Annotated in this window: 24 protein-coding genes; 15 read left to right on the top strand and 9 right to left on the bottom strand. The window is 66.5% G+C overall.

Annotation, left to right across the window (positions count from 1 at the left end):
• The first annotated feature begins 102 nt into the window (after positions 1-102).
• From A5704_RS08285 to A5704_RS08275, 3 genes are all read left to right on the top strand, one after another.
• The gene (locus A5704_RS08285) at positions 103-2,007 is read left to right on the top strand and encodes a YhgE/Pip domain-containing protein (RefSeq protein ID WP_067760470.1); all 1,905 of its coding nucleotides are present in this window, start codon (positions 103-105) and stop codon (positions 2,005-2,007) included.
• A gap of 68 nt (positions 2,008-2,075) precedes the next feature.
• Positions 2,076-2,516, top strand: coding sequence for a VOC family protein (locus A5704_RS08280; RefSeq protein ID WP_082954804.1), 441 nt, complete (start codon positions 2,076-2,078; stop codon positions 2,514-2,516).
• Entirely contained in the window at positions 2,513-3,265 is a 753-nt protein-coding gene (locus tag A5704_RS08275) for an SDR family NAD(P)-dependent oxidoreductase (RefSeq protein ID WP_067888415.1), read from the top strand. Before A5704_RS08280 ends, A5704_RS08275 begins: the two co-directional genes overlap by 4 nt.
• Here A5704_RS08275 and A5704_RS08270 read toward each other — a convergent pair.
• Together A5704_RS08270 and A5704_RS08265 are read right to left on the bottom strand one after the other, a co-directional pair.
• A complete protein-coding gene (locus A5704_RS08270; protein WP_197508466.1) occupies positions 3,237-3,767 on the bottom strand; it encodes a TetR/AcrR family transcriptional regulator in 531 nt (176 codons plus the stop codon). The two genes, A5704_RS08275 and A5704_RS08270, sit on opposite strands and share 29 nt — an antisense overlap.
• Positions 3,768-3,883: 116 nt before the next feature.
• Positions 3,884-5,209: an FAD-binding oxidoreductase gene (locus A5704_RS08265; RefSeq protein ID WP_197508465.1), complete on the bottom strand. Its 1,326-nt coding sequence runs from the start codon at positions 5,207-5,209 to the stop codon at positions 3,884-3,886.
• A 166-nt stretch (positions 5,210-5,375) separates the two neighbouring features.
• Here A5704_RS08265 and A5704_RS08260 point away from each other — a divergent pair, with 166 nt between their 5' ends.
• A complete protein-coding gene (locus A5704_RS08260; RefSeq protein ID WP_197508464.1) occupies positions 5,376-5,873 on the top strand; it encodes a cupin domain-containing protein in 498 nt (165 codons plus the stop codon).
• Between the two features lie 17 nt (positions 5,874-5,890).
• Here the strand turns inward: A5704_RS08260 and A5704_RS08255 are convergent, their stop codons facing one another.
• Together A5704_RS08255 and A5704_RS08250 are read right to left on the bottom strand one after the other, a co-directional pair.
• Positions 5,891-7,048: a Zn-dependent alcohol dehydrogenase gene (locus A5704_RS08255; protein ID WP_067760476.1), complete on the bottom strand. Its 1,158-nt coding sequence runs from the start codon at positions 7,046-7,048 to the stop codon at positions 5,891-5,893.
• A 9-nt stretch (positions 7,049-7,057) separates the two neighbouring features.
• On the bottom strand, positions 7,058-8,284 hold the full coding sequence (locus tag A5704_RS08250) for a cytochrome P450 (protein ID WP_067888404.1): 1,227 nt from the start codon (positions 8,282-8,284) through the stop codon (positions 7,058-7,060).
• Between the two features lie 151 nt (positions 8,285-8,435).
• Between A5704_RS08250 and A5704_RS08245 the strand changes: the two genes are divergently transcribed.
• The 6 genes from A5704_RS08245 to A5704_RS08220 all read left to right on the top strand — a co-directional run bounded on the left by A5704_RS08245 (position 8,436) and on the right by A5704_RS08220 (position 14,569).
• Positions 8,436-8,795: a Rieske (2Fe-2S) protein gene (locus tag A5704_RS08245; RefSeq protein ID WP_082950250.1), complete on the top strand. Its 360-nt coding sequence runs from the start codon at positions 8,436-8,438 to the stop codon at positions 8,793-8,795.
• A 5-nt stretch (positions 8,796-8,800) separates the two neighbouring features.
• Positions 8,801-9,838 carry an amidohydrolase family protein gene (locus tag A5704_RS08240; protein WP_067760480.1) on the top strand — a complete coding sequence of 346 codons (1,038 nt, stop codon included), beginning with the start codon at positions 8,801-8,803 and terminating at the stop codon, positions 9,836-9,838.
• Positions 9,835-10,983, top strand: a complete 1,149-nt coding sequence (locus A5704_RS08235) for an amidohydrolase family protein (protein WP_067888401.1) — start codon at positions 9,835-9,837, stop codon at positions 10,981-10,983. Before A5704_RS08240 ends, A5704_RS08235 begins: the two co-directional genes overlap by 4 nt.
• A gap of 144 nt (positions 10,984-11,127) precedes the next feature.
• Positions 11,128-12,099, top strand: coding sequence for an alpha/beta hydrolase (locus A5704_RS08230; protein ID WP_067888398.1), 972 nt, complete (start codon positions 11,128-11,130; stop codon positions 12,097-12,099).
• A gap of 89 nt (positions 12,100-12,188) precedes the next feature.
• Positions 12,189-13,331 carry an acyl-CoA dehydrogenase family protein gene (locus A5704_RS08225; protein ID WP_067784014.1) on the top strand — a complete coding sequence of 381 codons (1,143 nt, stop codon included), beginning with the start codon at positions 12,189-12,191 and terminating at the stop codon, positions 13,329-13,331.
• Positions 13,328-14,569 carry an acyl-CoA dehydrogenase family protein gene (locus A5704_RS08220; RefSeq protein WP_067888395.1) on the top strand — a complete coding sequence of 414 codons (1,242 nt, stop codon included), beginning with the start codon at positions 13,328-13,330 and terminating at the stop codon, positions 14,567-14,569. The genes A5704_RS08225 and A5704_RS08220 overlap by 4 nt, the downstream gene beginning before the upstream one ends.
• Here A5704_RS08220 and A5704_RS08215 read toward each other — a convergent pair.
• Positions 14,566-16,533, bottom strand: a complete 1,968-nt coding sequence (locus A5704_RS08215) for a SpoIIE family protein phosphatase (RefSeq protein ID WP_067785207.1) — start codon at positions 16,531-16,533, stop codon at positions 14,566-14,568. The genes A5704_RS08220 and A5704_RS08215 overlap by 4 nt on opposite strands.
• Before the next feature lie 220 nt (positions 16,534-16,753).
• Between A5704_RS08215 and A5704_RS08210 the strand changes: the two genes are divergently transcribed.
• The 3 genes from A5704_RS08210 to A5704_RS08200 are packed head-to-tail and all read left to right on the top strand — an operon-like array spanning position 16,754 to position 19,062.
• A complete protein-coding gene (locus A5704_RS08210; protein ID WP_067888392.1) occupies positions 16,754-17,254 on the top strand; it encodes an oxidoreductase in 501 nt (166 codons plus the stop codon).
• Positions 17,255-17,267: 13 nt separating this feature from the next.
• Positions 17,268-18,761 carry a molybdopterin-dependent oxidoreductase gene (locus A5704_RS08205; protein WP_067888389.1) on the top strand — a complete coding sequence of 498 codons (1,494 nt, stop codon included), beginning with the start codon at positions 17,268-17,270 and terminating at the stop codon, positions 18,759-18,761.
• Position 18,762: 1 nt separating this feature from the next.
• Positions 18,763-19,062 carry a hypothetical protein gene (locus tag A5704_RS08200; RefSeq protein WP_067760495.1) on the top strand — a complete coding sequence of 100 codons (300 nt, stop codon included), beginning with the start codon at positions 18,763-18,765 and terminating at the stop codon, positions 19,060-19,062.
• Here the strand turns inward: A5704_RS08200 and A5704_RS08195 are convergent.
• Positions 19,025-19,402 carry a hypothetical protein gene (locus A5704_RS08195; protein ID WP_067888386.1) on the bottom strand — a complete coding sequence of 126 codons (378 nt, stop codon included), beginning with the start codon at positions 19,400-19,402 and terminating at the stop codon, positions 19,025-19,027. The two genes, A5704_RS08200 and A5704_RS08195, sit on opposite strands and share 38 nt — an antisense overlap.
• 267 nt (positions 19,403-19,669) lie before the next feature.
• Here A5704_RS08195 and A5704_RS08190 point away from each other — a divergent pair, with 267 nt between their 5' ends.
• Entirely contained in the window at positions 19,670-20,164 is a 495-nt protein-coding gene (locus A5704_RS08190; protein ID WP_067760497.1) for a DUF421 domain-containing protein, read from the top strand.
• A 4-nt stretch (positions 20,165-20,168) separates the two neighbouring features.
• Here A5704_RS08190 and A5704_RS08185 read toward each other — a convergent pair whose 3' ends face one another.
• The 3 genes from A5704_RS08185 to A5704_RS08175 form a co-directional block, all read right to left on the bottom strand.
• The gene (locus A5704_RS08185) at positions 20,169-21,374 is read right to left on the bottom strand and encodes an amidohydrolase family protein (protein ID WP_067760499.1); all 1,206 of its coding nucleotides are present in this window, start codon (positions 21,372-21,374) and stop codon (positions 20,169-20,171) included.
• Between the two features lie 124 nt (positions 21,375-21,498).
• The gene (locus A5704_RS08180) at positions 21,499-22,527 is read right to left on the bottom strand and encodes a hotdog fold thioesterase (RefSeq protein WP_067760501.1); all 1,029 of its coding nucleotides are present in this window, start codon (positions 22,525-22,527) and stop codon (positions 21,499-21,501) included.
• A 77-nt stretch (positions 22,528-22,604) separates the two neighbouring features.
• Positions 22,605-22,967: a hypothetical protein gene (locus A5704_RS08175; RefSeq protein WP_067760503.1), complete on the bottom strand. Its 363-nt coding sequence runs from the start codon at positions 22,965-22,967 to the stop codon at positions 22,605-22,607.
• 117 nt (positions 22,968-23,084) lie between these two features.
• Here A5704_RS08175 and A5704_RS08170 point away from each other — a divergent pair, with 117 nt between their 5' ends.
• Positions 23,085-23,492 carry a hypothetical protein gene (locus tag A5704_RS08170; protein ID WP_231968929.1) on the top strand — a complete coding sequence of 136 codons (408 nt, stop codon included), beginning with the start codon at positions 23,085-23,087 and terminating at the stop codon, positions 23,490-23,492.
• The last annotated feature ends 7 nt before the right edge of the window (positions 23,493-23,499 follow it).

The following is a 23,499-nucleotide window of genomic DNA, read 5'->3' as shown; positions in this document are numbered from 1 at the left end:
CCAGCAGCGCACGGTCGTCGTCGGAGTCACCAACCCGCTCGGCACCGACGCACCCGAGCACGAGCTTCACGATCGCCGCGTCCTGACCGGAGGAGATTGACGATGTTGGCTGGACTTGCATTCGGCTCGGAGATCAAGCGTTTCGGTCGCAGCCGTTTGACGCGCGTGGCGATCGTGGTGCTGATGCTGCTGCCGCTGGTGTACGGGGCGCTGTACCTGTGGGCGTTCTGGGATCCCTTCGGCCACACCAACAAAATGCCGGTGGCCCTGGTCAATTCCGACCGCGGCGCCGTCGTCTCCGGCGAGCAGTTCAACGCCGGCGAGGAGATCGCCAAGAGCCTGACCGCGGACGGCGGGTTGGACTGGCACGTCGTGGACCTGGCCGAAGCGCGCAACGGAGTCGACCACGGCAAGTACTACTTCATGGTCGAGCTGCCACCGGACTTCAGCGCGGCGATCGCGTCGCCGGTGACGGGGCAGCCCAAGAAGGCCAACCTGATCGCCGTCTACAACGACGCCAACAACTACATCTCCACCAGCATCGGCCGCACCGCCATCAGCCAGGTGCTCAACGCGGTGTCCAGCCGGATCTCCGGCCAGGCCGTCAATCACATGCTGTCCGTGGTGGTTACGTCGGGCGCGGGCATCAAGCAGGCCGCCGAGGGCGCCGCTCGACTCGACGACGGGGCCGGGCAGCTGGCCGCCGGCCTCGACACGGCCAGGTCCGGCTCGGCGCGCCTCGCCGCCGGGGCCCAGCAATTGTCCGACGGAATCAACCAGGCCACCGACCCGCTGCTCGCGGTGACCCGGGCGCTGTCACAGGTCGGCGGCGACACGCAGCAATTGCAACAGGGCGCTGCCGCGCTGCAGCAGGCCAACGACCAGATCGGCGCCATCGCCACCGCACAAGACGGTGCCGCTGACGCGCTGTCGCCGGTGATCGATCAGCTCGCCGCGCGCCAGGATCCCTTGGCGAACAACCTGCGCAGCATCCAGGATCAACTGCGTGGCCATCAGTTCACGCCGCAGATCCGCCAACGCCTCACCGACGCGCAAAACGCCGCGATCGCGATGACCTCCGCCCTGCGCACGCCCGGCAGCCCGCTGGGTTCGGCCCTCGACCAGGTCGGCAACAAGGGGCAGGAGCTGACGAACAAGCTCACGCAGCTCCGCGACGGCGCCCAGCAGCTGTCCTCCGGCAACGCCGAGTTGGCAAGCGGCATAGTCAAGCTCGATGACGGGGCGCACCAACTCAAGGCGGGATCGGCCGAGCTGGCCGGCAAGCTCGGCGAGGGGGCCAACCAGCTGCCCAACTGGACGACTCAGCAAAAGGACGCGGTCGCAGACACCATCGGTGGGCCGGTGCAGCTCGCAGCCTCGCACGAGAACGCCGCACCCAACTTCGGCACCGGCATGGCCCCGTTCTTCCTGACGCTGGCGCTGTTCTTCGGCGCATTGGTGCTGTGGATGGTGCTGCGGCCCTTGCAGAGTCGCGCGATCGCCGCGGAGGTGCTCGAAATCCGGGTGGTGCTCGCCAGCTATCTGCCCGCGGCCACGATCGCGCTGTTCCAGGCGATCGTCCTCTACTGCGTGGTCCGGTTCGCCCTCGGCATGCGTGCCGTGCATCCGGTCGCGATGCTGGGGTTCATGATCCTCATCTCCGCCGCATTCGTGGCCGCCACGCAGGCGATCAACGCGCTCGTCGGCCCAGCGGTGGGACGGGTGCTGATCATGGCCCTGCTGATGCTGCAGCTGGTCAGCGCCGGCGGCATGTACCCCGTGGAGACCACTTCGCGGCCCTTCCAGGTCCTGCACCGCTTCGACCCGATGACCTACGGCGTCAACGGGCTGCGCCAGCTCATCCTCGGTGGCATCGACGGACGGCTCTGGCAAGCGATCACCGTGCTGGTTGCGATAACGGCTGTCGCGCTGGCAATCTCATCGCTGTCCGCACGGCGAGATCGCCTGTGGAACCTCACCAGGCTGATCCCGGCGATCAAGATGTAGGCAAACGTTCCGCGTCAACAATCGACGTTGCATGATGGTGGGCAAGCTCTGCAATCGAGAGGAAGCCCATGTTAGGTGTGCATCATTCGGCGATTTGCACCTCCGATGTCGAACGGTCGCTCCGATTCTGGTGCGAAGGCCTCGGACTGAGCCAGTTGATGGATTACGACTTCGTCGGCGATTGGCCGGAACTGTTCGGGGCCGGGAGCGATCGGCTGCGATCGGTGTTTCTCGGCGATCCGCAGACATCGGGCAGCGGGTTTGTCGAACTGGTGGAGGTGGCCGGCGCCCTTGAGGCACTGCCGGATTCGACCGCGTTACGGCACGGGTTCATGTTGCTCTCACTGCAGCGTGAAGTCGACGAAACGCTCGCCGCTTTGGCTGCATTGGGTTTCACCGACGGCGTGCGGCGCATCGATGTCGTGGCCCCGGACGGAAGGACCGTCGCGATGGCGGTGATCGAAGCGCCGGACGGGGTACTCGTTGAGCTGATCGGGCGGGCGAAATGAGCACCGCGCTGGTCACGGGCGGTGCGTCCGGAATCGGGCGTGAAGTTGCCGGACGGTTGCGCGATGCGGCTCACGACGTCGTCGTGTGGGATCTCGCCGATGCGGACATCGTCTGTGACGTCAGCGATCCCGACGCCGTGTCGGCCGCGATGGAACAATCGGTGAGCGAGCATGGCGCGCCCACCCGGATCGTCGCCTGCGCCGGGGTCGGTGCTTCGGGGCTGTTGCTCGAACAGTCGCCCGCGGAATGGAACCGGGTGTTGGGCGTCAACCTCACCGGCACCTGGCTGACGATCCGTGCCGGGGCGCAAGCGATGGTCGACGCCGGGGTGGGCGGCTCGATCGTCGCGGTTTCCAGTATCAGCGGCACCGTCGCCGACCGGGACATGGGCGCCTACTGCGTGTCGAAGGCCGGGGTGGACATGTTGGTGAAGGTCGCCGCCGTGGAATGGGGCGTGCACGGCATCCGGGTGAATGCCGTCGGGCCGGGCGTCACACGCACACCGATGCTGGCCAAGCCCGAGCAGCTCCCCGGCTGGGTGGAGGCACTGTCCGAACGCACGGCGCTCGGCCGGCTGGGGGAGGCAGACGACGTGGCCGGGGCGATCGTGGGCCTCCTCGAGTTGCCCTGGGTGACAGGACAAATCGTGCACGCCGACGGCGGCCTGGCCCTACACAGTCCGATTGACGCCTACGGCCAAGTGCAGCGACTGCGCAGGCTCACCCGGCCCGCCCCAGCATCAGAGTGACTTGGCGCAGCAGCGCGGTCCGAAATTTATCCGCCGTCGGGTTTCGAAAGTGCAAGGTCCGGGGAACCATGGCGCCGGCAAGCCAGACCAGTAACAGGTCGACGACTTCGTCGGGGCTGGCGATGGGCGCGAAGGCCCCCGAGTCGCGGCCCTCGGTCACCGCTTTCACGAACGGTGCGCGGTAGCGCGCCCAGCCCTTTTCGCTGTAGTCACGCAATTCCGCATCGCGCATGCTGGAACGCCAGACCTCAATTAACAATTGGTGATTGCTCAAAGGAGTGTTGAGGTTTCGATCGATCATGGTAACCAGGCGATTCCACGGATCCCGCTCGGCCTCGGCGACGGCCTCGAGCGCGACCGCCTCGACTTCGGTGGCGTGCCTGATGGCCTCGATAAGCATGTCCTCACGCGAGCCGAAGTAGTTTTGCAGCGTGCTGATGGCCATGCCGCTGGCCGCCGAGACATCGGCGAAGCGGGTGTTCTCGTACCCACGTTCGGCCAAGACGGTCGCGACTGTCTCGGTCACCTCGACTCGACGCGCTCCGCCCGCCCGGCGAGTTCGCCGCTGCATAGTCATGGCTGTATGGTACGGCTATACCGACATAATGCAATCGCCATTCAGCCCGCGCCGTGGGGCGGGATGTTGTGGTTGAGGCGAAACCTGTTGTGCGGGTCGTACTTCGTCTTGACCACCCTGAGCCTGTCGTACACCCTGGGCTCGTAGGCCTTGCGGGCGCGTTCCTCGGTCGCGTCGCTGGGGCCCTGGAAACTGGGGCTGGCCAGCTCGTGCAGCCACGGCTTCAGCGCGGTGAGAAGCCCGGAACCGCAGTGCATGCGATGCACCGCGTCGTGCCCGGGTGGCACGACGGTCAGACCGAAGAAGGCAAAGGCTGCGTCCCGCGCACCCACGGCGTTGGGGAACGGCGCCGGCTTGCCGAAGGCGCCTTGCAGGTGTCGGATGTCAACGATGTTGATGGGGCTGCCGGAGTCCGGCCCGACGACATCGACGATCGCGGCGACGGTGTCTTGGGTCAGCTCCCGGAGCAGGCCGAAGTGTTCGACCGCCGCCGCCGGGTCCGTCGGATCATTGCTGATCGACGCGAATTCGGTGTAGGGCATGCTTCGTACGGTGTCCGCCAGCGCGGGCGCGACCTGGCGCATCGAATCGATCAGCCGGGCCCCGACGGCATCGTCTCCGGCGAAGGAGACGCGTAGTGAGATTGTCAGCTGGCCCTGCATGAAGGGCGGAAGGCCGGGCAGGGGAGGCAGATTCAGCAGAGCCAGGCTCGTCGACAGCTCGTCGGGCGCTGTGGCCGTGAGCTCCCGGTAGGCGTCCAATACGTGGCGGGCGTGTCGGCCCGAGTAGAGGATGGATCCCGCGTAGAGCGTCGTCACGGGAAAGAGGGAGAACTCCATCGCCGTCACGACCCCGAAGTTGCCCTTGCCGCCCAGCAATGCGCCGAATAGGTCGGCTTCGGAGTGCGGGGACACCCGGCGCAACTGGCCGTCGCCCGTCACCACGTCGATGCGGGTGACATGGTCGGCGGCCCAACCGTATTTGCGTCCCATCGTCAGACTGGCGCCGCCACTGAGGGTGTAGCCGACGACGCCGACGCCGGGTGAGGATCCGGGCAGCGGAGCCAGTCCGTACTCGGCGGCGGCTTCCACCAGCGCCCCGAACCGCACGCCGGCGTCGACTCGCGCCAACCGGGTCTCGGCGTTGATCGCGATGCCGGACATCCTTCTCGTGGTGATCATCAGCGTGTCGCCGTCGGCGGCGAGCGATGGTCCGTGCCCGGTATTGAGGACGGCGATCTTGAGGCCATGGCGCGCCGCGAACGTCACCGCCGTCGACACGTCGCCGGCACTGGCCGCACCCACCACGACGGCGGGGCGATGCTGCACGGCCGTGTTGAAGACCGCCACTTCCTGCGTGTAGCCCAAGGTCCTCTCCGTCTCGACCGGACCCTGTACGGCAGCTTGCAGTTCAGAAAGTTTGTCGCCCCACTTCTCCACGGGTGGTCCTTTCAATAGGTACAGTGATACGGTATTACCATACCGATCTTTCGGATGGGCGATATGCGCTAGGTCACAAGGAAGAAGGGTGCGGGTGTATCGCGGATTGCGACGCGTGTGGCGCAGATCAGATCGGCATGGGAACGAATTTGCCGGAGCGATAGTCCGAAACCTCATCTCCTCAGCGGCGCTACTTGCCATCGCGGCGTGGCTCGCCTGCGCGCTGATCGGATCTGATGCAAGACCACCTACCGGCGTCGGCTACGAAGTGATAGCGCAAACCTCAACCGAGGGAAGAACATTCGTCGTTCGCGATACCACGATTGCCCCCGGTGGTGCCATAGGTTGGCACTGGCATCCGGGCACCGTGATCGCGGTGGTGAAGCAAGGTACCTTGTACCACTACGGCAACGACTGCACCGTCGATGGCATCTACCGGCCGGGCGACTCGTTTATTGAGCTCAGTGGTCCGGCCCATGTGCACGATGGCCGCAATCGCGGAACGACTTCGGTAGTGCTCGAGCTGCTGCTGATCGATCCGGTGGGCACGTCACCCGCCGAGGCGGCTGACCCACCGCGAGCCTGCAGATGATCTGGACCGGCGGTGATTCACCCGACTCCGTAATCGATGATGCCCCGGATGATCTTGCCGTTGCGGAGGTCGTCGTAGGCGTCGTTGATCTCGTCGAGGCGATAGCGGCGGGTGATCATTTCGTCGAGCTGAAGCTGCCCGGTCTGATAGAGCCGGGCGAGGCGGGAGATGTCGGCCCTCGGGTTGCACGATCCGAATATCGTTCCGGCCAGCGTCTTGTTCATCAGGATGAAGTCCTGCAGGTCGATCTTGACCGACCGCGTGAGCTGTGACGTCATTCCGGTGAGCACGCACGTCCCGCCCTTGCGGGTGAGCTGCAGCGCGTCGCGGACGTCGGCGGCGGTGATCAGCGAAGGCGAGACCACGACGGCGTCGGCCATGACGCCGTAGGTCAAGTCCCGCACCATGTCCTGCGCCTCGGCGATCGTGGCCGCGCTGTGGGTGGCCCCGAACTGCAGCGCCGATTTCTGCTTGAACTCCACCGGGTCCACGGCGACGATCTGAGCGGCGCCGCTGATCCGCGCGCCCTGGATCGCGCCAGTCCCGATCCCGCCCGCACCGATGACCACGACGGTGTCCCCGCCGCGTACACCGGCACGGTTGGCGGCCGAACCATAGCCGGTCGGAATGGCGCATGACAGCAACGCGCTCGGAGCCAGCGGCAGGGTCGGCTCGATTTTCACCAGCGAATTCGTCGACACCACAGTGTGTTCGGCGAATGCCCCGACCTTCGCCAGATGCCCCAGTGGCCGGCCGTCGGCGGTGTGATGACGGAAGGTGCCGTCGGTGGGCATCCCCGGGGTGAGGGTGAAAGCGCCGACGTCGCAGATGTACTCCATGCCGGTCGCGCACCAGCGGCACTGCCCGCACACCGCGACGAACGACATCACCACGTGGTCGCCGGGCGCGAAATCCGTTACTCCTTCGCCTACTTGCCGCACGATGCCCGAGCCCTCGTGGCCGCCGATCGTGGGAAACATCGTCGGCAGGCCGAGCGATCGCATCACCTCGTTGGGCGCCGACATGTCGCCTTTGAGGATGTGGTCGTCGGAGTGGCACAGCCCGGCCGCCGCCATCTCGACCAGCACTTCGCCGGCCCGGGGTGGGTCGAGCTCGAATTCTTCGACCGACCACGGCCCGCCGACGTCGTGCAGGAGCGCTCCTCTAGTTTTCAAGCGGCCTCCTCATGCGACCGGGGAGAAGGTGACCGGAAGCTTGTTGGGGGAGCGGAAGGTGAGCCCGACGATCTTGGACTCCTGTCCGGTCCCGTCGTCGGCCACGAAGGTCAGATCCTTGACGCGATCGAACAGGCTGTTCAGCATCACCTGCGTCTCGAGGCGGGCGAGATGCATGCCGAGGCACATGTGGATGCCGCCGGCGAATGCGATGTGCGCCTGGCGCGGCCGGCGGATGTCGAAGGTGTTCGGGTCGGTCCAGCGGCTCTCGTCGCGGTTGGCCGATCCCATGCACATGTCGATCTGCGCGTCGGCCGGGATCGTCTTGCCGCCGATCTCGACCTCTTCGGTCGTGGTCCGCATGACCATGGTCAGCGGGGTTTCATAGCGCAGGCCCTCCTCGATCGCCATCGGGATCAGCGATCGGTCCTGGTAGACGAGCGCCAGCTGCTCCGGGTGGGTCAGCAACAGGTAGAGCAGGTTGCCCGACGAGCGGTAGGTGGTCTCCAGCCCGGCAGGCAGCAGCAGCCGCAGGAACGCGATGATGGCCTCGTCGGAAAGCTTCTCGCCGTCGATCTCGGCGGCCACCAGGTCCCCGATGATGTCATCGGTGCGTTTGCGCCGCCGCTGCTCGACCTGATCGAGGAAGTAGCCGTGCAACTCCGCTGCGGCGTTGAGCCCGGCCACGATGTCGGTCGGGATGGAGATGAGGTCGAGGGACAACCGCCGGAAGAGGTCGAGGTCCTCAGGGGGCAGGCCGAGGAGCGTGGAGATGATCCGGGTGGGGAACTCGAACGTCACCGCCTTGACGAGGTCCGCCTGGCCGTCGTTCTTGATTTCGTCGACCAGTTGGTCGCATACCGGCCCGATGACCGACGGTTCCCAGCGTTCCAGCGCGGTGGCGCGGAAGGCCTTGGCCACCAGGTTGCGGTGGTCGTGGTGTTCCTTGCCGCCCATCGCCAGGATGGTGTGGCCCATCACCAAACCGATCGTCTCGTCGTACTTGTGGGAGCTGAAGATCCGGTCGTCGCGGAAGGCCTGAAACAGGGGGTCGTAACCGAACAGCACCCACTCGTCTTTCGGTCGCAGCTCTTCCGGCATCTGCGAGTGGTCGGCCAGGGCGCCGTGCCAAACCGGGTCCGTATGCCTCATGTACTCGAAGAACGGGTACGGGCTGGTTTCACCGGTGAAGTCGAGCGTGACGGGCTGGTTGGCGGGGTCGGTGCTGAGCGTCATTCAGCGCTCCTCCTGAGCAGCCGGTAAGCGGATTGGTACGCTGGGAATTTAGCTATCATAGTATAAATAGCAAGTAAGCCCAACGGGCTTGTCGTGGTTACCGTAACGGGCACAGTATTGATGCTGCGTGGCGTCGAAGGCGGTGATGCAAATGCCGGAGCGACGATTCGTGTGCGCACTGGACGACCTGCCGCCCGGCCAGATGAAGCTGGTCGACGTCGGCAAGTTCGGCGTAGGCGTGTACAACGTGCGGGGCGAGCTGTACGCGATCGTCAATTACTGCTCGCACGAGGGCGCCCCGCTTTGCCTGGGTCTGATCGGTGGCACCAATGAGTTCGCCCCGGACGAACCCGGCGGCCTGCGCCGTGTCCGCGACGGTCAAATTGTCCGATGCCCTTGGCACAACTGGGAATTCGACATCACCACCGGACAAAACCTCGCCGATCCGACGCGCCGCGTCCGTACCTACCCGGTTGACGTCACCGACGGGGAGGTGTTCTTGACCGCATGAGCCCCATGATCATCGACGCCAACGTGCAACCGCATTTCCGCTACAACGCGGAGATACGGCGCTATCTACCTGCCGCTCACCAGTTGCGGTCGATTCCCGACGTCGAACAGCAGTGGTACCAAGCGCCCGGCGGCGACTACCGGCAAGACCTCTACGGTGACCACTACCCGGGATCGGATCCCGAGACCGTCAGCCGGCACCTCTTCGAACGCGGTGTCGAGTACGCCATCCTCAACCCGCTGACCCGGGGCAACATCGCCGACTACCTGCTCAACAGCCGCATCTGTGCTGCGGTCAACGATTGGCTGCTCGACCGCTGGCTCGAGCCCGACCCCGCGGATCGGTTCCGGGGCACCATCCGCGTCAACCCGGAAGACCCCAGGGGCGCCGTCGCGGAGATCGAGCGGTTGGCCGACCACCCCAAGCTGGTACAGGTCGGCGTCCCGATGCAGTCGCGCGAACCGTACGGCAAACCGATGTTCGAGCCGATCTGGGAGGCCGCCGCCGCCCATGGGCTGCCGGTGGCGGTGCACATCAACGGCGGCAACGGCGTCGACTATCCGCCCACCTTCGCCGGACACGCCCACACCTATCCGGGCTATGCGGCGTTCATGCCGCTGAACTACTTCGTGCACCTGGCCACCCTCATCGTCGAGGGCGTGTTCGGCAGGCATCCCGGCCTCAAGTTCGTCTTCGCCGACGGCGGCTACGACATCCTCACCCCGTTGATCTGGCGGCTCGACACCTTCTGGGTTTCGATGCGGGATCAGACCCCGTGGGTGGACCGCTACCCGAGCGAATACCTGCCCGGCCACGTTCGGTTCTGCTCCTCGGCGTTCGACGGGCCGACCGATGCCACCGACACGCAGCGCTGGATTGAATTCACCGGGAAGTCCGACCTGCTGATGTATGGGTCGGCCTACCCCCACTGGTCCACCTCGCCACCCGAGAGCGTTGCCGACGGCCTCGACGCCGCGCAGCGAGACAAGGTGCTGTGGCGCAACGCCAGCGAGCTCTACGGATTGAAGGAGCGTGTCCGATGACGACGATCGAGCGGATCGACTCCGCAACGGGTCGAGAAGACGAAATAGCGGTCACCATCGTCGACACCGATGTGCACCCGCTGCCCGTCTCGACCGAGGTGCTCAAGTCATACGCGGCGGCCGAATGGGTGGACAAGATCTGGCCGACCGGCAACGCGGTCGCCCCGGTGCCGCATTTCTACGACACACCCGATTCGTACAAGACGATGTCGCTGCGACTGGACGCCGCCCCGCCCGACGGGGGCGTCGCGGGCAGCGACCCGGAATTCGCTGCGAAGCAGCTGCTGCTCGATGCCGGTGTCAGCATCGCGACCCTCGAGCCGATGTGCGACGCCCAGCTGCCGCAAGCCGAACACGCGCTGAAGTCCGCCTACAACGACTGGCTCGCCGACGTCTGGCTCGACAAGAACAACCGGCACGGCCGTTGGCGCGGATCGATCAGCGTCAGCGCGCAGACGCCCGAGCGCGCGGCGCGCGAGGTCGAGCGCTGGGCGGGCCACCCGTACATGGCCCAGGTGCTGATGACGCCCCAGACTCGTGGGATCCCCTTCGGCAACCCGCATTTCGACCCGCTGTACGAAGCCGCGGCCCGCAACGGATTCCCGGTGGCGACGCACCTGATGGGGCAGACGCCCTTCGAACTGATCCCGCTGTATCCGGTTGGCAATCCGGCACATTGGCACGACTTCTTCGCCGCCTGGCCGCTGCTGTACGTCTCGCACCTGATGAGCCTGGTGTTCGACGGCGCGTTCGACCGTCACCCCGACCTGCGGGTGGTGTTCGTCGAAGGCGGCTTCACCTGGGCCATGCCGGTCATGTCGCGGATGGACCGCATCTGGGAGGCCCGCCGCCGCGACCTGCCACACGTGCGCCGGCGCCCGTCGGATTATGTGCGCGAACATGTTCGGTTCACCACCCAGCCGCTGGAAGACACCGACACCGTGCAGTTCCGCGAGTACCTCGAGATGATGGACATGGGCGACAACCTGATGTTCTCGACGGACTACCCACACTGGAGCTACGACGCGCCGTCCTACGCGATCAACCGATTCCCGGCCGACCAGCGCGAGCGGATCATGCGCGGCAACGCGACCGCCCTCTATGGGCTGCCGGCGACGGTCAAGGCGCTTCCCGGGGAACGCTGAGTCGGGGCCCATGGCCGGGGCTCCAGCGACAAGCGCCTCGTCTTTCACCACACCTGATCACAGGTCTACCTTGAAGAGGGTTTCCGGCACGTCCCGCGCCGGGATCCGACGAGCCCGCATGGTGAGCCCGGAAGCGGAGAGGGTATGACACAAACGAATCTGACGCGCCCGCAGGGCCTTACCCGGATCGACCCCGTGCTCCGGGAGGCCGCCACCGCACTGGGCGTCGTCGAATTCCGCGCCGAGACGCTGCCCGCCGAACGCGAACACACCGGCCGACTCGCCGCCGAGCGCGCCGCGGACGTCGACACCGCCGATGTCGCCATCGAGACCCGCACCATCGCCGGCCCGGGCGGCCACCAGCTGAATCTTCGTCTCTACCGGGGGCCCAACCTGGATCGGGCCGAGTCAGGCTCGCCGCTCGTCCTGTACGCCCACGGCGGAGCCTTCGTGACCGGAAATCTGGACACCGATCACGCGCAGTGCGTGGAGTTGGCCAGGGCAGGCGGTTGCCTGTTGATTTCGGTCGACTACCGGCTCGCCCCGGAGCACCCCTGCCCGGCGGCGTTGGACGACGTCGAGGCCGGCTTCTACTACGCCATCCGGAATTGCGCGGACCTGAACGTGGACGTCAACCGCATCGCGGTGATGGGCCGCGACGCGGGCGCGGCCCTGGTCGCGGGCCTGAGCCAGCGCATGTTCGATGACGAAGGCCCCCAGATCCTGGTGCAGATCCTGCACCAGCCGATGCTCGACTCCGACGCCACCCAGTCGCGGCGTGAGTTTCAGCGCACCCCGGGTCTCAACGGGCCTGCGGTGAGCCGGGCATGGGGGCACTACCTTGGGCACGCCAGCGCCAACGGTCAGCACGTGCCCGCGCACCGGGCGAACCTCGAGGGCCTACCGCCCACCTTCATCAGCTGCGCCGAGATCGATCCGTGCCGCGACGAGGCCATCGACTACGCGAACAGGCTGTTGCACGCCTACGTGCACACCGAATTGCACGTGATCGCAGCGGCGTTCAATGGGTTCGACTCGTTGGTTCCCGATTGGGTTGTTTCGCAGGAGAACCGGGCGCTGCACGCGCGCTCGCTGCGCCGTGTGTTCGCCATGTAGCGGTGCGCTATCGAGGGCACTCCGGTAGCTCTTACCGTAGCGCTCGTTGCTAGGATCGATACGCCGGCGATTCCTCCACGAGAGGCAGCATGACGACACTCGACTCTCCCGAAAAGACGCTGTTCACCTCGACAACCCAAGCATTCCTGGAAAAGGAAGCGCCGCTGCGCCGCGTGCGCGAGTTGCAGGCCGCGGGGGAGTCCTTCGATCCGGCTTGGTGGCTGCGCGCCGCGGAGCTCGGCTGGACCAGCCTGCTGGTGCCCGAGGAATTGGGCGGCGGCAGCATTACGGAGAGCGGTTTGGCGGATCTGGCACTGGTCGCCGAACAGCTCGGGAAGACGGTGGCGCCGGGACCCTTGTATCCGGTTAGCGCCGTGCTGGCCGCGCTCGTCGGGTGCGCGGACCGGCAGCCCCACCTCGCGACCATCGATGCGTTGATGTCCGGCGAAACCGTGGCGTCGTGGGCGGTTTCGGAGCCCGGCCGCGGATGGGCGCCGCTGGACCCCTCGGTGACGGCCACCCCCACCGATTCCGGCTACCGGATTGACGGCACCAAGGACCGGGTCGAGGCGGGCGCGCAGAGCGCGGTGCTGCTGGTGGTGGCGCGTTGCGGTGACGAGGTGCGCCAGTTCCTGGTCCCGACCGATGCGCCCGGCGTCACGGTGGTCCCGCAGCAGTCGGTGGACATGGTCAAGCAATACGCCAGGGTGCGGTTCGACGGCGTGGTGGTGGAGCGATCCGCGGCCGTGGGCACCGCCGCCGAGACGGCCGCGCTCGTCGACCGGCAGGGCCAAATCGCCCAGGTCCTGCAGTGCGCCGAGGTGGTCGGGATCCTGCAGACAGTGTTCGACCTGACCGTGCAGTGGGCGCTGGATCGGCACACCTTCGGGCGCCCGTTGGCGTCCTATCAAGCCCTCAAGCACAAGTTCGCCGACATGAAGCTGTGGCTCGAAGCCTGCCGCGCCACTACGGCCGCGGCGGTCGCCGACGTCGCGGCGAACTCGCCAGAGGCGGGGCTGTCTGCCAGCATCGCCAAGTCCTACGTGGGTGAGATGGCCGGCCAGATCGTTCAGGCCTGCGTGCAGATGCACGGCGGCATCGGCGTCACCTGGGAACACGACCTGCACCTCTACTTGCGTCGGGTCACGTTGTACCGCTCCATGTTCGGGACGCCCGAGGAACACAACCTGCGGGTGTACGAGCACGAGAAGGCGGGGCGTTCGGACCCATGACGACCGAATCCGTTGCCGACTTCGCGGCCCGGGCCAGGGCATGGCTGGCGGACAATATGCCCCCCATCGATCCCGAGTCACCCCCGCCAGCCCCGCGCGACGACGAGCGATCCTGGCTTCGGGCTCGGGAACTCCAAAAGCGCTTGTACGAAGGAGGATTCGCGGGGATCTGCTTTCCCCGTGAGTACGGTGGACTCGGACTCGACTACGAGTATCAGAAGGCCTTCGACGCCGAATCCCTCACCTACGAAATGCCGCTGATCCTCAACACCCCCACGTTCACCATCTGCTGTGCCACACTGCTCGACACCGGCAGCGAGGAGCAAAAGAAGCGCCACATCGCCGCGGCGCTGCGCGGTGACGAAGTGCTGGTTCAGTTGTTGTCCGAGCCCAGCGGCGGGTCCGACCTGGCCGGCGTCATCACCCGGGCCGAACGTCAGGGCGACCGCTGGATACTCAACGGCGCCAAGACGTGGAGCACCAGCGCGTTCGCCGCCGACTACGGGCTGTGTCTGGCCCGCACCAATTGGGACGTCCCCAAGCACGAGGGCTTGACCATGTTCCTGGTGCCCATCGCGCACCCGGGAATCACCTTGCGCCGCATCACGATGCTGAGCGGTTCCACCGAATTCTGCGAGGAGTTCCTCGACGGGGTGGACGTCGGCGACGACGCCGTCGTCGGCGAGGTCGACGGCGGCTGGGCGGTGGCGTCGCGGCAGCTGTACCACGAGCGCCGGGCGGTGGGGCAGGGGTCCGAGTTCGCCAGCGGCAGCGGCAGCGAGGGCGGCCACACGATTCCCGTTGACTACGTGAGCCTGATCGAGAAGACGGGCCAGGCCGGTAACGAACGCGTCGAGCAGTTGGCCGGCCGCGCGCTGGTGCAGCGCGCGGTGGCCGAGCAGCTGATCGGCCACGTGTACCGCAGCGTCCGAGACGGCACCCTACCGCCGGCCGGCGGCACACTCATCAGGCTGTTCCACGCCGAGACGGTGTTCGTGAACGTCGACACCGCCATGACGATCGCCGGCAGCGCCGGCGTTGTCGGGGAACCCGGCGAAGGCCTGGAAACCGGGCTGCGCTACCTGTCCCGCCAGACCGTGGCGATGGGCGGTGGCACCACGGAGATGGCCCGCAACGTCATCGGCGAGCGGGTGCTGGGGTTCCCGCGGGAGTTCGCTGCCGACCGCGGTGTGCCGTTCAAGCAGGTGCGGCACGGCCAGCGGTCCGACCGCCCCTAGCCCTCCGCGACGAGATTCTCGGCGAGCCCTCCGGCGACGGGGAGCTGCACCAGCGACAAGACATGGTGCGCGGGGCTTCCCGGCGGGGCCACCAGAACGTACTCGCTGCCCTGCCGCTGCGCGCGGTCGCGGGCGGCGGCCAGCGCGCTGACACCGGCCGATCCGAGGTGGGTCACGGCACTGAGATCGATCGTCAACGGCGCTACGCCGGAACGGCTTTCGACCGCGATCTGTCGATCCAGCGTGGACGCCGTGGTGGAGTCCACGTCGCCGCTGACCGCGATGCGGCCCGGTTCGGTGACCAAGGAGACGAACTCGGAGTCGACCGACTTCGGCCGATCTCCCCGGCTGACAAGCGTGTCGGTGACGAAATTGGCCGGTCGCGACAGGCGGTGCGTCAAGCTGGCGGTGGTACCACCGGGCCCGTGACTGACGTGCGCGTGGGACACCAGGGCCTCGGCCATGGCAAGGCCGCGGCCGCGGCCCTGCTCGCCTTCCCGGTGATCCTTCCACTGCCCGTGGTCGATGACCGACGCGTGCAGGCTGCCGTCCCCCGCCAGCGACGCTTCCACGACGACTCCGTCGGAAACCTCTGTCGCATAACCGTGTTCGACCGCATTCTCGACGAACTCCGAAATCGCGTGCACGATGTCCGAAATGTCCTCGGCCGCGGCGCCTACGTCGGACAGCCACTGACGCAGCCGGGAGCGCACGGTGCGTGCGGCGTGGATCGTGGCGTCCAGCGTCATCTGCAGAGGCGGCGGGGGCATGCGCCGTTGCGCCGCAAGCAGCGTGATGTCGTCGTTGTACCCGGTCGACCGCAACAGCAGTTCCAAAGTCTCCGAACAGATCCGGTCGATGGGCCGCGCCGACGACTCGATGACGAACCCGCCCTGACCGCCGGCGATGTTCGCGGCCAGGTCGGCGAATTCGGCGGTGCTGGCCATCAGCGGCCGGCCGGGGCGTTCGATCAGGCCATCGGTGTAGAGCATGACCGCGTCGCCCACGTCGAGGAACTCCGTGCGCACCGGGAAACCCGTGCCGCTGCCGAGCGGGCCGCCGCCGGACGGCTCGAGGTAGCGCGCGTCGGCCTCCGCCTTGACCAGCAATGGCGGAGGGTGCCCGGCGGTGCAGTACTGGAATTCGCCGGTGCCGAAGTCGAGCGACCCCACGCACACGGTGGCCGACCTGGACCCGGGCACATGCTCGTGGAAGCGGTCGACGGCCGCCAGCGCCTCGGCGACCGGATACCCCGCCAGGAGCTGCATCCGCAGCGCGGTGCGCAACTGCGACATGACCGCGGCCGCCTCGACGCCATGGCCGACGACGTCGCCGACGATGAGAACCAGTCGATCCCCAAGGGGGATCGCATCGAACCAGTCGCCGCCGGCGGCGGTGTCCTGCGCGGCGACCAGGTACTCGGCGGCCACGTCCGCGCCGGGAACGACGGGCACCGACGGGGCCAGCAGCGCCTGCTGCATGACGGTGGCCGAGTCGCGGACGTTGCGGTACCGCTCGGACAACTCCGCCATGCGGGACTCGGCGGCCAGTCGCGCCTGCACCCGGTCGGTGACGTCGACGAAGGCGAGTTGCACCCCCTCGATCGAGCCGTCGTCGGCGCGCCGCGCGGTGACGATGAAGTCGAAGAAGTGTTCCTGCGCCGTCCCGGAGCCCTCGAAGTCCGCCTGCACGCGCCACTCGGTTCCCGACTGGGGCTCGCCCGTTTGATACACCCGGTCGAACATCTGCAGGATTTGCTGACTCTCCAGCTCCGGATAGACCTCGCGCACCAGGAGCCCGATGCTGTCGACCGGGGGACTCAGGGCCCGGTAGGCGGCGTTAACCGCGACGAATCGGTGGTCGGGCCCCTCCAGGCCGACCAACAGCGCGGGGACATTCTCGAAAATGCGGCGCACGTCGTCGGCCGCACCCACGGTCTTGTCCCAGTTTCTCTGGGCCGCCATCGGCCGTCCCTCCTACGGACCCTTCCTCGGACCGAGTCCCGCAAGCTGGCCCAAAAGCGCTGAGCACTGGCCAGGCACAGACATCAAGACTAGCAATGGCGGCCCCGTGCCCGGTGCAACGGTTTTCCTAGCGTGGCGTGCGGCTCTTCGGTGTCCCGGCACGGGTCGAGTGATTAAACCAGGCTTGTTTGTATTTACTCGGCGCGGGTATCACGCGCCCATGGTCAATGTCGGCCCAGGGCGGTTGATCTCGTTCTGGCGAAGCATCTGGTCCTCATCGGTGCTCACCTTCAACGGTTGGGTCGCCTTCAACCTGCCGCGGACGGTGACCGCGCTGGGCGCTGCCCTGCTGGGCGGCCTGGTGGCCCTGCATGCCTACGTCTTCGCCACGCTTTCGCCGGCGCCCTGGTACTTCGCCGTCTACGCGGGCCTGGTGGTGATCGGTTGCCTGTCGGCGATGACGGCGATGGTGTTCGCCCTCAAACCGCGTGTGCCTGCGGCGGGCTGGTACCTCGGGAGTCTGCTCTGCCTGGCCTTTCTCGCCGTCTACCTGATCAGCCGATGGGTCACCCTCGGCGGGCTGGACGCGGTGACGGGCCGATGGGACTTCACCCCGGGCACATTCGCTTTCGCGCTCGCCGCAGCCTTCGTTGCGGTGCACGCGACCGTGCTCTCGGGAGTCAACGTGGCCTACCCGCAACGGCAACAGTGGCACGACTGACTGGAGCTCAGGCATGACGACGCTCGACTATCCGGTGTGGCTGCGGGTCGACCATTGGCTCAACGTCTTGTTCGTCACGCTGATCATCCGCAGCGGCATCGAGATCCTCAGCACCCACCCCAAGTTGTATTGGCACGACGACAGCAAACCGGGCAGCGAATGGGCGCGTTTCACCCGCAAAGTCATGCCGCGGCACCGGCTATACGACACCCTCGACGAAGAAGAGTCCTACAGCTCACTGGTCGCGCTTCCCGGTCACAACAAATTGGGCATGGGACGCCATTGGCACTTCTTCTCGGTGATCGGCTGGATTCTGCTCGGACTGTCGTACTACGTCCTGCTTTTCGCGACCGGTCAATGGCACCGGTACTGGCCCTATTCATGGTCGATCTTTCCCGAAGCCGTCGACGACATCGTCACCTACCTGTCCTTCAACCTGCCGCCGCTGTTGCCCGGCGAGCCGTTGGACGCCATTCAGAAGCTGACCTATGCCGGCGTCGTTTTCCTCCTGGCGCCATTCCAAATCCTGACCGGGGCGGCGCAGTCACCGGCGATCGAGGCGCGCTTTCCGTGGTACGTGCGGATGTGGGGCGGCCGGCAGTGGGCGCGGAGCCTGCATTTCCTGGGATTGCTGGCCTTCGTCGTCTTCATCGTCATCCATCTCTCGATGATCTTCTTTTGGGGCTGGGGTCAACTGATGGCGTCGATGATCTTCGGATCCGTGCGCAACGTGTACTGGGCCACCGCGCTGTCGTTCGTCATCATCGGAGCGATCATCGCCGTCCACATCGCGGCCACGAAGTGGAGCCTCCGCAATCCCACCCAAGTGCAAAGCGTCCTCGGCGGCGTGGTCACCCGGGTTCGGCTGCTCCTGCTGCGCCCGCTGAATTCGCGGCAGGACTACCCGGCCCGCAAGCTGACCGAAGATCACCGAGTGAACGGAAAGCCGCCCGCCAGTACCGAATACAAGGTGATGGCGGTCCACAATTTCGTCGATTGGCGGCTAGCGGTCGGCGGCCTCGTGGAGAATCCGGTGACCCTCGACCTAGCCGCGCTGCGGGCGCTCGCCGAGCGGCAGACGCAGCGGACGATGCACAACTGTGTGCAGGGTTGGACCAGTATCGGCGAGTGGAGCGGGATCTCGCTGGCTGCGCTGGCGGATCTCGTTAAGCCGTTGCCGCAGGCCAAATACATCTGCTTTCTCAGCATGCAGGACACCGGGCGTGACGAACCGGCGGCAGAGACTCCCGGGGGCCAGTTCTACGAGGTGATGGACCTCGAATTGGCCTACAAGCCGCAGACACTGCTGGCATACGAGATGAACGGCCGGCCGTTGCCCATCAAGCACGGCGCCCCTCTGCGGTTGCGGGTGGAGACACAGGTGGGATTCAAGATGGTCAAGTGGATCAACGGGATCGAGTTCATCAACGACTATTCCGGCATCGGTCACGGCCTGGGTGGCTGGCGCGAGGACCACGTGCACTACGACAAGGACGTGGAGATCTGAGGTGACCGACCACGACCCGACGGTGCGGCCGGAGCTCATCGAGCTGAATTCGGCTGCGCGGCATCGCGTGCTGGAATGCATCGACGCCAAGGGTGGCCACTGCGAGCGGTGCGGTGGCACCGCCTTCGACGTCGGCCGCGCGCTATACCTCGGATTCCTGTTCTTGAACGAGGACGACGATGCCTACATGGTGGCGCTGACATGTCGCAATCCGGAGTGTGCCAAACCGCGCACCGGGATCGTGTTGCCGGACAAGGAGTTTCTCAGCTACGGCGCATCGGGGAACGCGACCGCATCCTGAGACGACGATGCGTCTTCGTCGTCGCGGCCCTGTCGTCCGATAGGACGGGGCGCGGAAGTCCCAACCGCTCGGCACTTTCGGAGACCCTGCTGAGGTCAGCGCACAGCGACTCGAATCGGTGCCGGTCCGCGTCATCGAGCAGACCGAGGGAGCTGTAATGGACCAGTCGGGGCAGCCGGCCCGCCAGCACAGCGCCCCACCGGACGCTGAAGTCGTAGACCTCGCCGTCCTCGACCAGATCCTTTCGTCCCAGCGCTTCGAGTGCCTGAATCTGGGCGGCGAGTAGTTCGACATCGGCGTCGATGGTCACCGGCGCCCGGCCTTCCGATGCCACACTCATCTGTCCTCCCATCGTCGCGGCCGCCGAACGTGCGCCAGTCTGGCGAATACCCAGCGACAGTCGTTTACACGCGGCGTCCGCGGGTACTGCCGGTCGCGGGGCGGTCCCCGGACCGCAACGACCATGCGCGCAAGGAGGACTGCCATGAGTGAGCCCGGCGGGATCATCGAACTTTGGGCTAAGGGCCTCGGTGTCGATCGTCAACGCGCCCTGGTCCTCGCCCGGCGCGGCCGCGTCTCGTAATTGCAGTGCGAGCAGGCGGCGGCGATGAGTGACCTACTGCTGCAGTTCTACAGCGGGTGGCGGCCAGCGGCCTACGCGGCACTCAAGGCGCTCGCGTTATTCGTCACCGCCGCAGCCGCTTTCCGGCTCATGCTGCGGCGCACGATCGCTGAGTTCACGCCGTTCGATTGGGTCACCGCAGTCGCCGTCGGCGCCATCGTCGGGCGCACCGCGACGGCGGCCGACACTTCGTGGCTTACCGGGGTCGCCGCCCTGCTCACCCTGATCGGCGCCCACGACCTCGTTGCGCGGCTGCGCTTCAAGCCCTGGGTGCGCCGCCTCGTGGATCCACCGGTTCGGGTGCTGATCAGCGACGGCGAAGTGGACGAAAAGAACCTCAAGCGCTGCAGGCTAACTCGGGGAGACCTGGACGCGATACTGCGCCAACACGGTCACCGAACGCCCGCCCACGTCCGCCTCGCCTTATTCGAAACCAAGGGTGTGGTTTCCGTCATCGCCGACGGCGATTCCGCCGAGTGACCGATCAGGCCGAGACGGGCTTCTTCGCCGGTGCGGAGACCTTCATCAGCTTCATCAGGTTGCCACCCATGATCTTGGCGATGTCCGCCTCGTCGAAGTCGGTCAGCTCGTCGACGAAGGAGATGGGGTCCTTCAGGCCTTCGGGGTGCGGCCAGTCGGAGCCGAACAACACCCGGTCGGTGCCCACCATCTTGACGATCTCGGTGAACCGGTCCTCCCAGAACGGGGTGATGTAGACGCAACGCTTGAACGCCTCGATCGGGTTCTCGCTGAACGACTGCGGCATCTTCTTGTAGACGCCCTTGAGGCCCTTGAACAGGTCCGGCACCCAGTCGGCGCCGTTCTCGATCGACAGGATCCGCAGCTCGGGGTTGCGGGACAGCGCGCCGTGACACACCAGCGCACCCATGGCGTCGATGATCGGCCGGTGACCCATCACGAGGCTGCGGAACGGGGTCGGCTTGAACGGCAGGAACTCGTCGCCGGGCTCCCACACGTTCGCGAACTCCGAATAGCCGCTGTCCGAGGCGTGCATCGAGACGGGGATCTCGGCCTTGATGCAGGCCTGCCAGAACGGGTCGAACTCCTCGAGCCCGAACGACCGGCTGCCCTTGTAGCCGGGCACGGGCGCCGGGCGCACCAGGACGGTACGGGCGCCGCGCTCGAGGCACCATTCGAGTTCTTCGAGCGCGCGCTCGACGATCGGCAGCGTGATCACCGGGGTGGCGAAGATGCGGTCCTGGTAGTTGAACGACCACTGCTCGTACATCCATTGGTTCAGCGCGTGGATGACGTCGTGGGTCATCTCGGGGTCGTCCTTCATGCGCTCCTCGACGAGGCTGGCCAGCGTCGGGAACATCAGGGCGTAGTCGATGCCCAGCTCGTCCATGACCTCCAGCCGCGCGCCGGGCTCGCGGAAGGCGGGGATGGCCTTCATCGGCTCGCCGAGGATCTCGCGATAGCTCTTGCCCTGCGCGCCGTTGCGGAAGTAATCCTCCTGGGCGCCCGGCTTGGCGACGACCTCGAACGTCGGGTTGGGGATGTACTCGCTGATGTGGCCGCGAACCACGATCTTGGTGCGGCCACGCACCTGGACGTAGTCGATGACGCGTTTGCGGTTCTCCGGCAGGAACTTGGTCAGGGCCTCCTGCGGCTCGTACATGTGGTTGTCGGCGTCGAACACGGGGAAGGAAAGTTCGCGAGACGGCATGGCGATCTCCTCGGGGCAAATCTGGGGTTCTCAGTAGGTGGTAATGACGTTACCACTCATGAGGGCCTTGCGTGTAGCGCCCATTGGGCCCGGTCGTCGCCGGCGTGACGCCCGATGACGCCGGCTAGGTGCCCGGCCAGGTGGGGATCTCCGGTGTTTTTCCGTCGATGACGGCGAAGTTCACGGTCGCCGTCGCGAGGAGCTCGTCGTCCGCCTCGCCGTAGATGTCGACCTGCATCACCATCGCCCGCCGGCCGGATCGCAGCATCCGGGGCACCGCGAACGCCAAGCCCTGCCGGATCGGGCGAAGGTAGCGAACGAAGAGGTCCGCCGTGGTCATCGTGGTGCCCGGCGTCAGGTATTCGAGGCCGAACTGCCCGCCTGCCACGTCGACGAGCGTCGCGATCAGGCCGCCCTGCAACGCGCCCGAGGTGTTGACGACGGCGGGACTGACCGGCATCGTCATCGCGAATTCACCGTCGCGGGTTCCCGGCCGCAGGCCGATCTGGGCGAACAGCTCGGACAGCGACAGCTGGTTCGACTCCTCGCTGTCCCGGATGCCCAGGGCGCGACTGCAGAACTCGTAGAGGTGCCCGACGTCGACCGGCGTCCCGTTCAATTCCGCACCCAGCCAATGCAATCGCTGCGCGCCCATCACCGTCTGCATCACGATGGCGGCCGACGCCGCGACGTCCAGTCCCGGGTTGAACACGCCCTCGGTGATGCCCTGCCCCACGATGTCGCGGATCAGGCGATGCAAAGGGGAGAGGACCCGCGCGTAATCGCGGGGGCGGGTCTCGGCCAGGTGCTGGTTATAGAGGGTCAAGGCGCGATTGAGGCTGTCTTGTGTGCTTGATTCCGGTTGCTGGCTGATGCGGTCGATCACCAGCTTGAGCGCCGCGGTGCTGTCCAGCCCCTCGGTCTCGGCGCGCCAGGCCTGGACCGATTGGGCGATGGTCCGGTCGAACAGTGCCAGCAGCAATTCGTCCTTGCTGCTGAAATGCTGGTAGAAGGCGCGCAGCGACGTCTTGGACCGGCCGACGACCTCCTGCACCGTGAAGTCGGTGCGGCCGGTTTCGCCCAAGATTTCGACGGCCGTCTTGATGAAGCGGTCGCCGCGGGTCACTTCGCCGTCGTCGCCAAGGTCGGCCATGAGCGCTTCGTCCCCTTCCTCGGCGCGCTGCTCGCGCTATGAGAATGAGGTTACCGCGCCTCCCGGCCGATGTGCGCTCACGCCCTGGGGCAGAAGATTCCGAGTATCTGCTGGCAGTTGTCTTTGTTGATGAGGGCCGGCGGTGGTGGCGGCTTCGGCGGCGGGTTGTCCCCGTCCCAGATCATGCTCGAGACGTTGCCCATCCCGGGCCAGAGGTAGTAGTAGGTGTGGCACACGTTCATGTCCCAGCCCCGAAAAGGGTCGGTGACGTGGTTGCCGGTGGCCGGCAGGGGTTGCCCCGGGCACCATTGATGCGCAGGGCCCCAATCCGGATTGTCGGCCTGGGCGGGGCCCGCGGCGAGCCCGGTCGCGGTGACCGCCAGGCCACCCGAAAGCAGTGCGCCGGCGATGAGCTTCTTCAGGGTGCGGATGGTGTCCACGACGTTCCTTTCGCTTGATTGGCGAAAGTCTTGCCTCCGGTTCCGGTTACCGATCCCAATTACGGCGCAACAATGTCGACACGGTCGGCGTCCCGGACAGGCCCTAATGTTGTGACCGTGTTGACAAAACCGCTGACCGCCGCGGCGGCCGTGCTGGCCGCATGCACGCCGACGTTCGCCCCGCCGGCCGCCGCCGACCAGGACAACTACGTGGCCTTCCTGTCGCCGTCGCGCAACATCAGCTGCGAGATCGACTACCAGCGCCACGGCATCCCCGACGAGGCGTTCTGCTTCAGCATCTCCCCGCCGCAGTCGGTGACCATGGACCCCGCCGGCGTCCTGTCCCGCTGCACCGGCGAAAGCTGTCTGGCCAACCCGCCGGAAGGCACGCCGAGCCTCGGCTACGGGAAGACGGCTGGAGCCGGGCCGTTCAGCTGCCGGTCGGAGACGGACGGCGTGACGTGCACTGTGAGCTCGGGTCGCGGCTTCACCATATCCAACGCAGGGATTGCCGCCGTAGGCTGACTTTGGC

The sequence above is a fragment of the Mycobacterium sp. E735 genome (assembly GCF_001666955.1).
Lineage (GTDB): Bacteria > Actinomycetota > Actinomycetes > Mycobacteriales > Mycobacteriaceae > Mycobacterium.
Note: the sequence above shows the minus strand (reverse complement) of the source record. Positions and strands in the feature narration are given on the sequence as shown.

Bases quoted from the DNA above. Each gene is read 5' to 3' on its own strand.
- A5704_RS08285 (WP_067760470.1), top strand. From the start codon at position 103: ATGTTGGCTGGACTTGCATTCGGCTCGGAGATCAAGCGTTTCGGTCGC.
- A5704_RS08280 (WP_082954804.1), top strand. From the start codon at position 2,076: ATGTTAGGTGTGCATCATTCGGCGATTTGCACCTCCGATGTCGAACGG.
- A5704_RS08275 (WP_067888415.1), top strand. From the start codon at position 2,513: ATGAGCACCGCGCTGGTCACGGGCGGTGCGTCCGGAATCGGGCGTGAA.
- A5704_RS08250 (WP_067888404.1), bottom strand. From the start codon at position 8,284: ATGACGCTCAGCACCGACCCCGCCAACCAGCCCGTCACGCTCGACTTC.
- A5704_RS08245 (WP_082950250.1), top strand. From the start codon at position 8,436: ATGCCGGAGCGACGATTCGTGTGCGCACTGGACGACCTGCCGCCCGGC.
- A5704_RS08240 (WP_067760480.1), top strand. From the start codon at position 8,801: ATGATCATCGACGCCAACGTGCAACCGCATTTCCGCTACAACGCGGAG.
- A5704_RS08235 (WP_067888401.1), top strand. From the start codon at position 9,835: ATGACGACGATCGAGCGGATCGACTCCGCAACGGGTCGAGAAGACGAA.
- A5704_RS08230 (WP_067888398.1), top strand. From the start codon at position 11,128: ATGACACAAACGAATCTGACGCGCCCGCAGGGCCTTACCCGGATCGAC.
- A5704_RS08225 (WP_067784014.1), top strand. From the start codon at position 12,189: ATGACGACACTCGACTCTCCCGAAAAGACGCTGTTCACCTCGACAACC.
- A5704_RS08220 (WP_067888395.1), top strand. From the start codon at position 13,328: ATGACGACCGAATCCGTTGCCGACTTCGCGGCCCGGGCCAGGGCATGG.
- A5704_RS08215 (WP_067785207.1), bottom strand. From the start codon at position 16,533: ATGGCGGCCCAGAGAAACTGGGACAAGACCGTGGGTGCGGCCGACGAC.
- A5704_RS08210 (WP_067888392.1), top strand. From the start codon at position 16,754: ATGGTCAATGTCGGCCCAGGGCGGTTGATCTCGTTCTGGCGAAGCATC.
- A5704_RS08205 (WP_067888389.1), top strand. From the start codon at position 17,268: ATGACGACGCTCGACTATCCGGTGTGGCTGCGGGTCGACCATTGGCTC.
- A5704_RS08195 (WP_067888386.1), bottom strand. From the start codon at position 19,402: ATGAGTGTGGCATCGGAAGGCCGGGCGCCGGTGACCATCGACGCCGAT.
- A5704_RS08190 (WP_067760497.1), top strand. From the start codon at position 19,670: ATGAGTGACCTACTGCTGCAGTTCTACAGCGGGTGGCGGCCAGCGGCC.
- A5704_RS08185 (WP_067760499.1), bottom strand. From the start codon at position 21,374: ATGCCGTCTCGCGAACTTTCCTTCCCCGTGTTCGACGCCGACAACCAC.
- A5704_RS08180 (WP_067760501.1), bottom strand. From the start codon at position 22,527: ATGGCCGACCTTGGCGACGACGGCGAAGTGACCCGCGGCGACCGCTTC.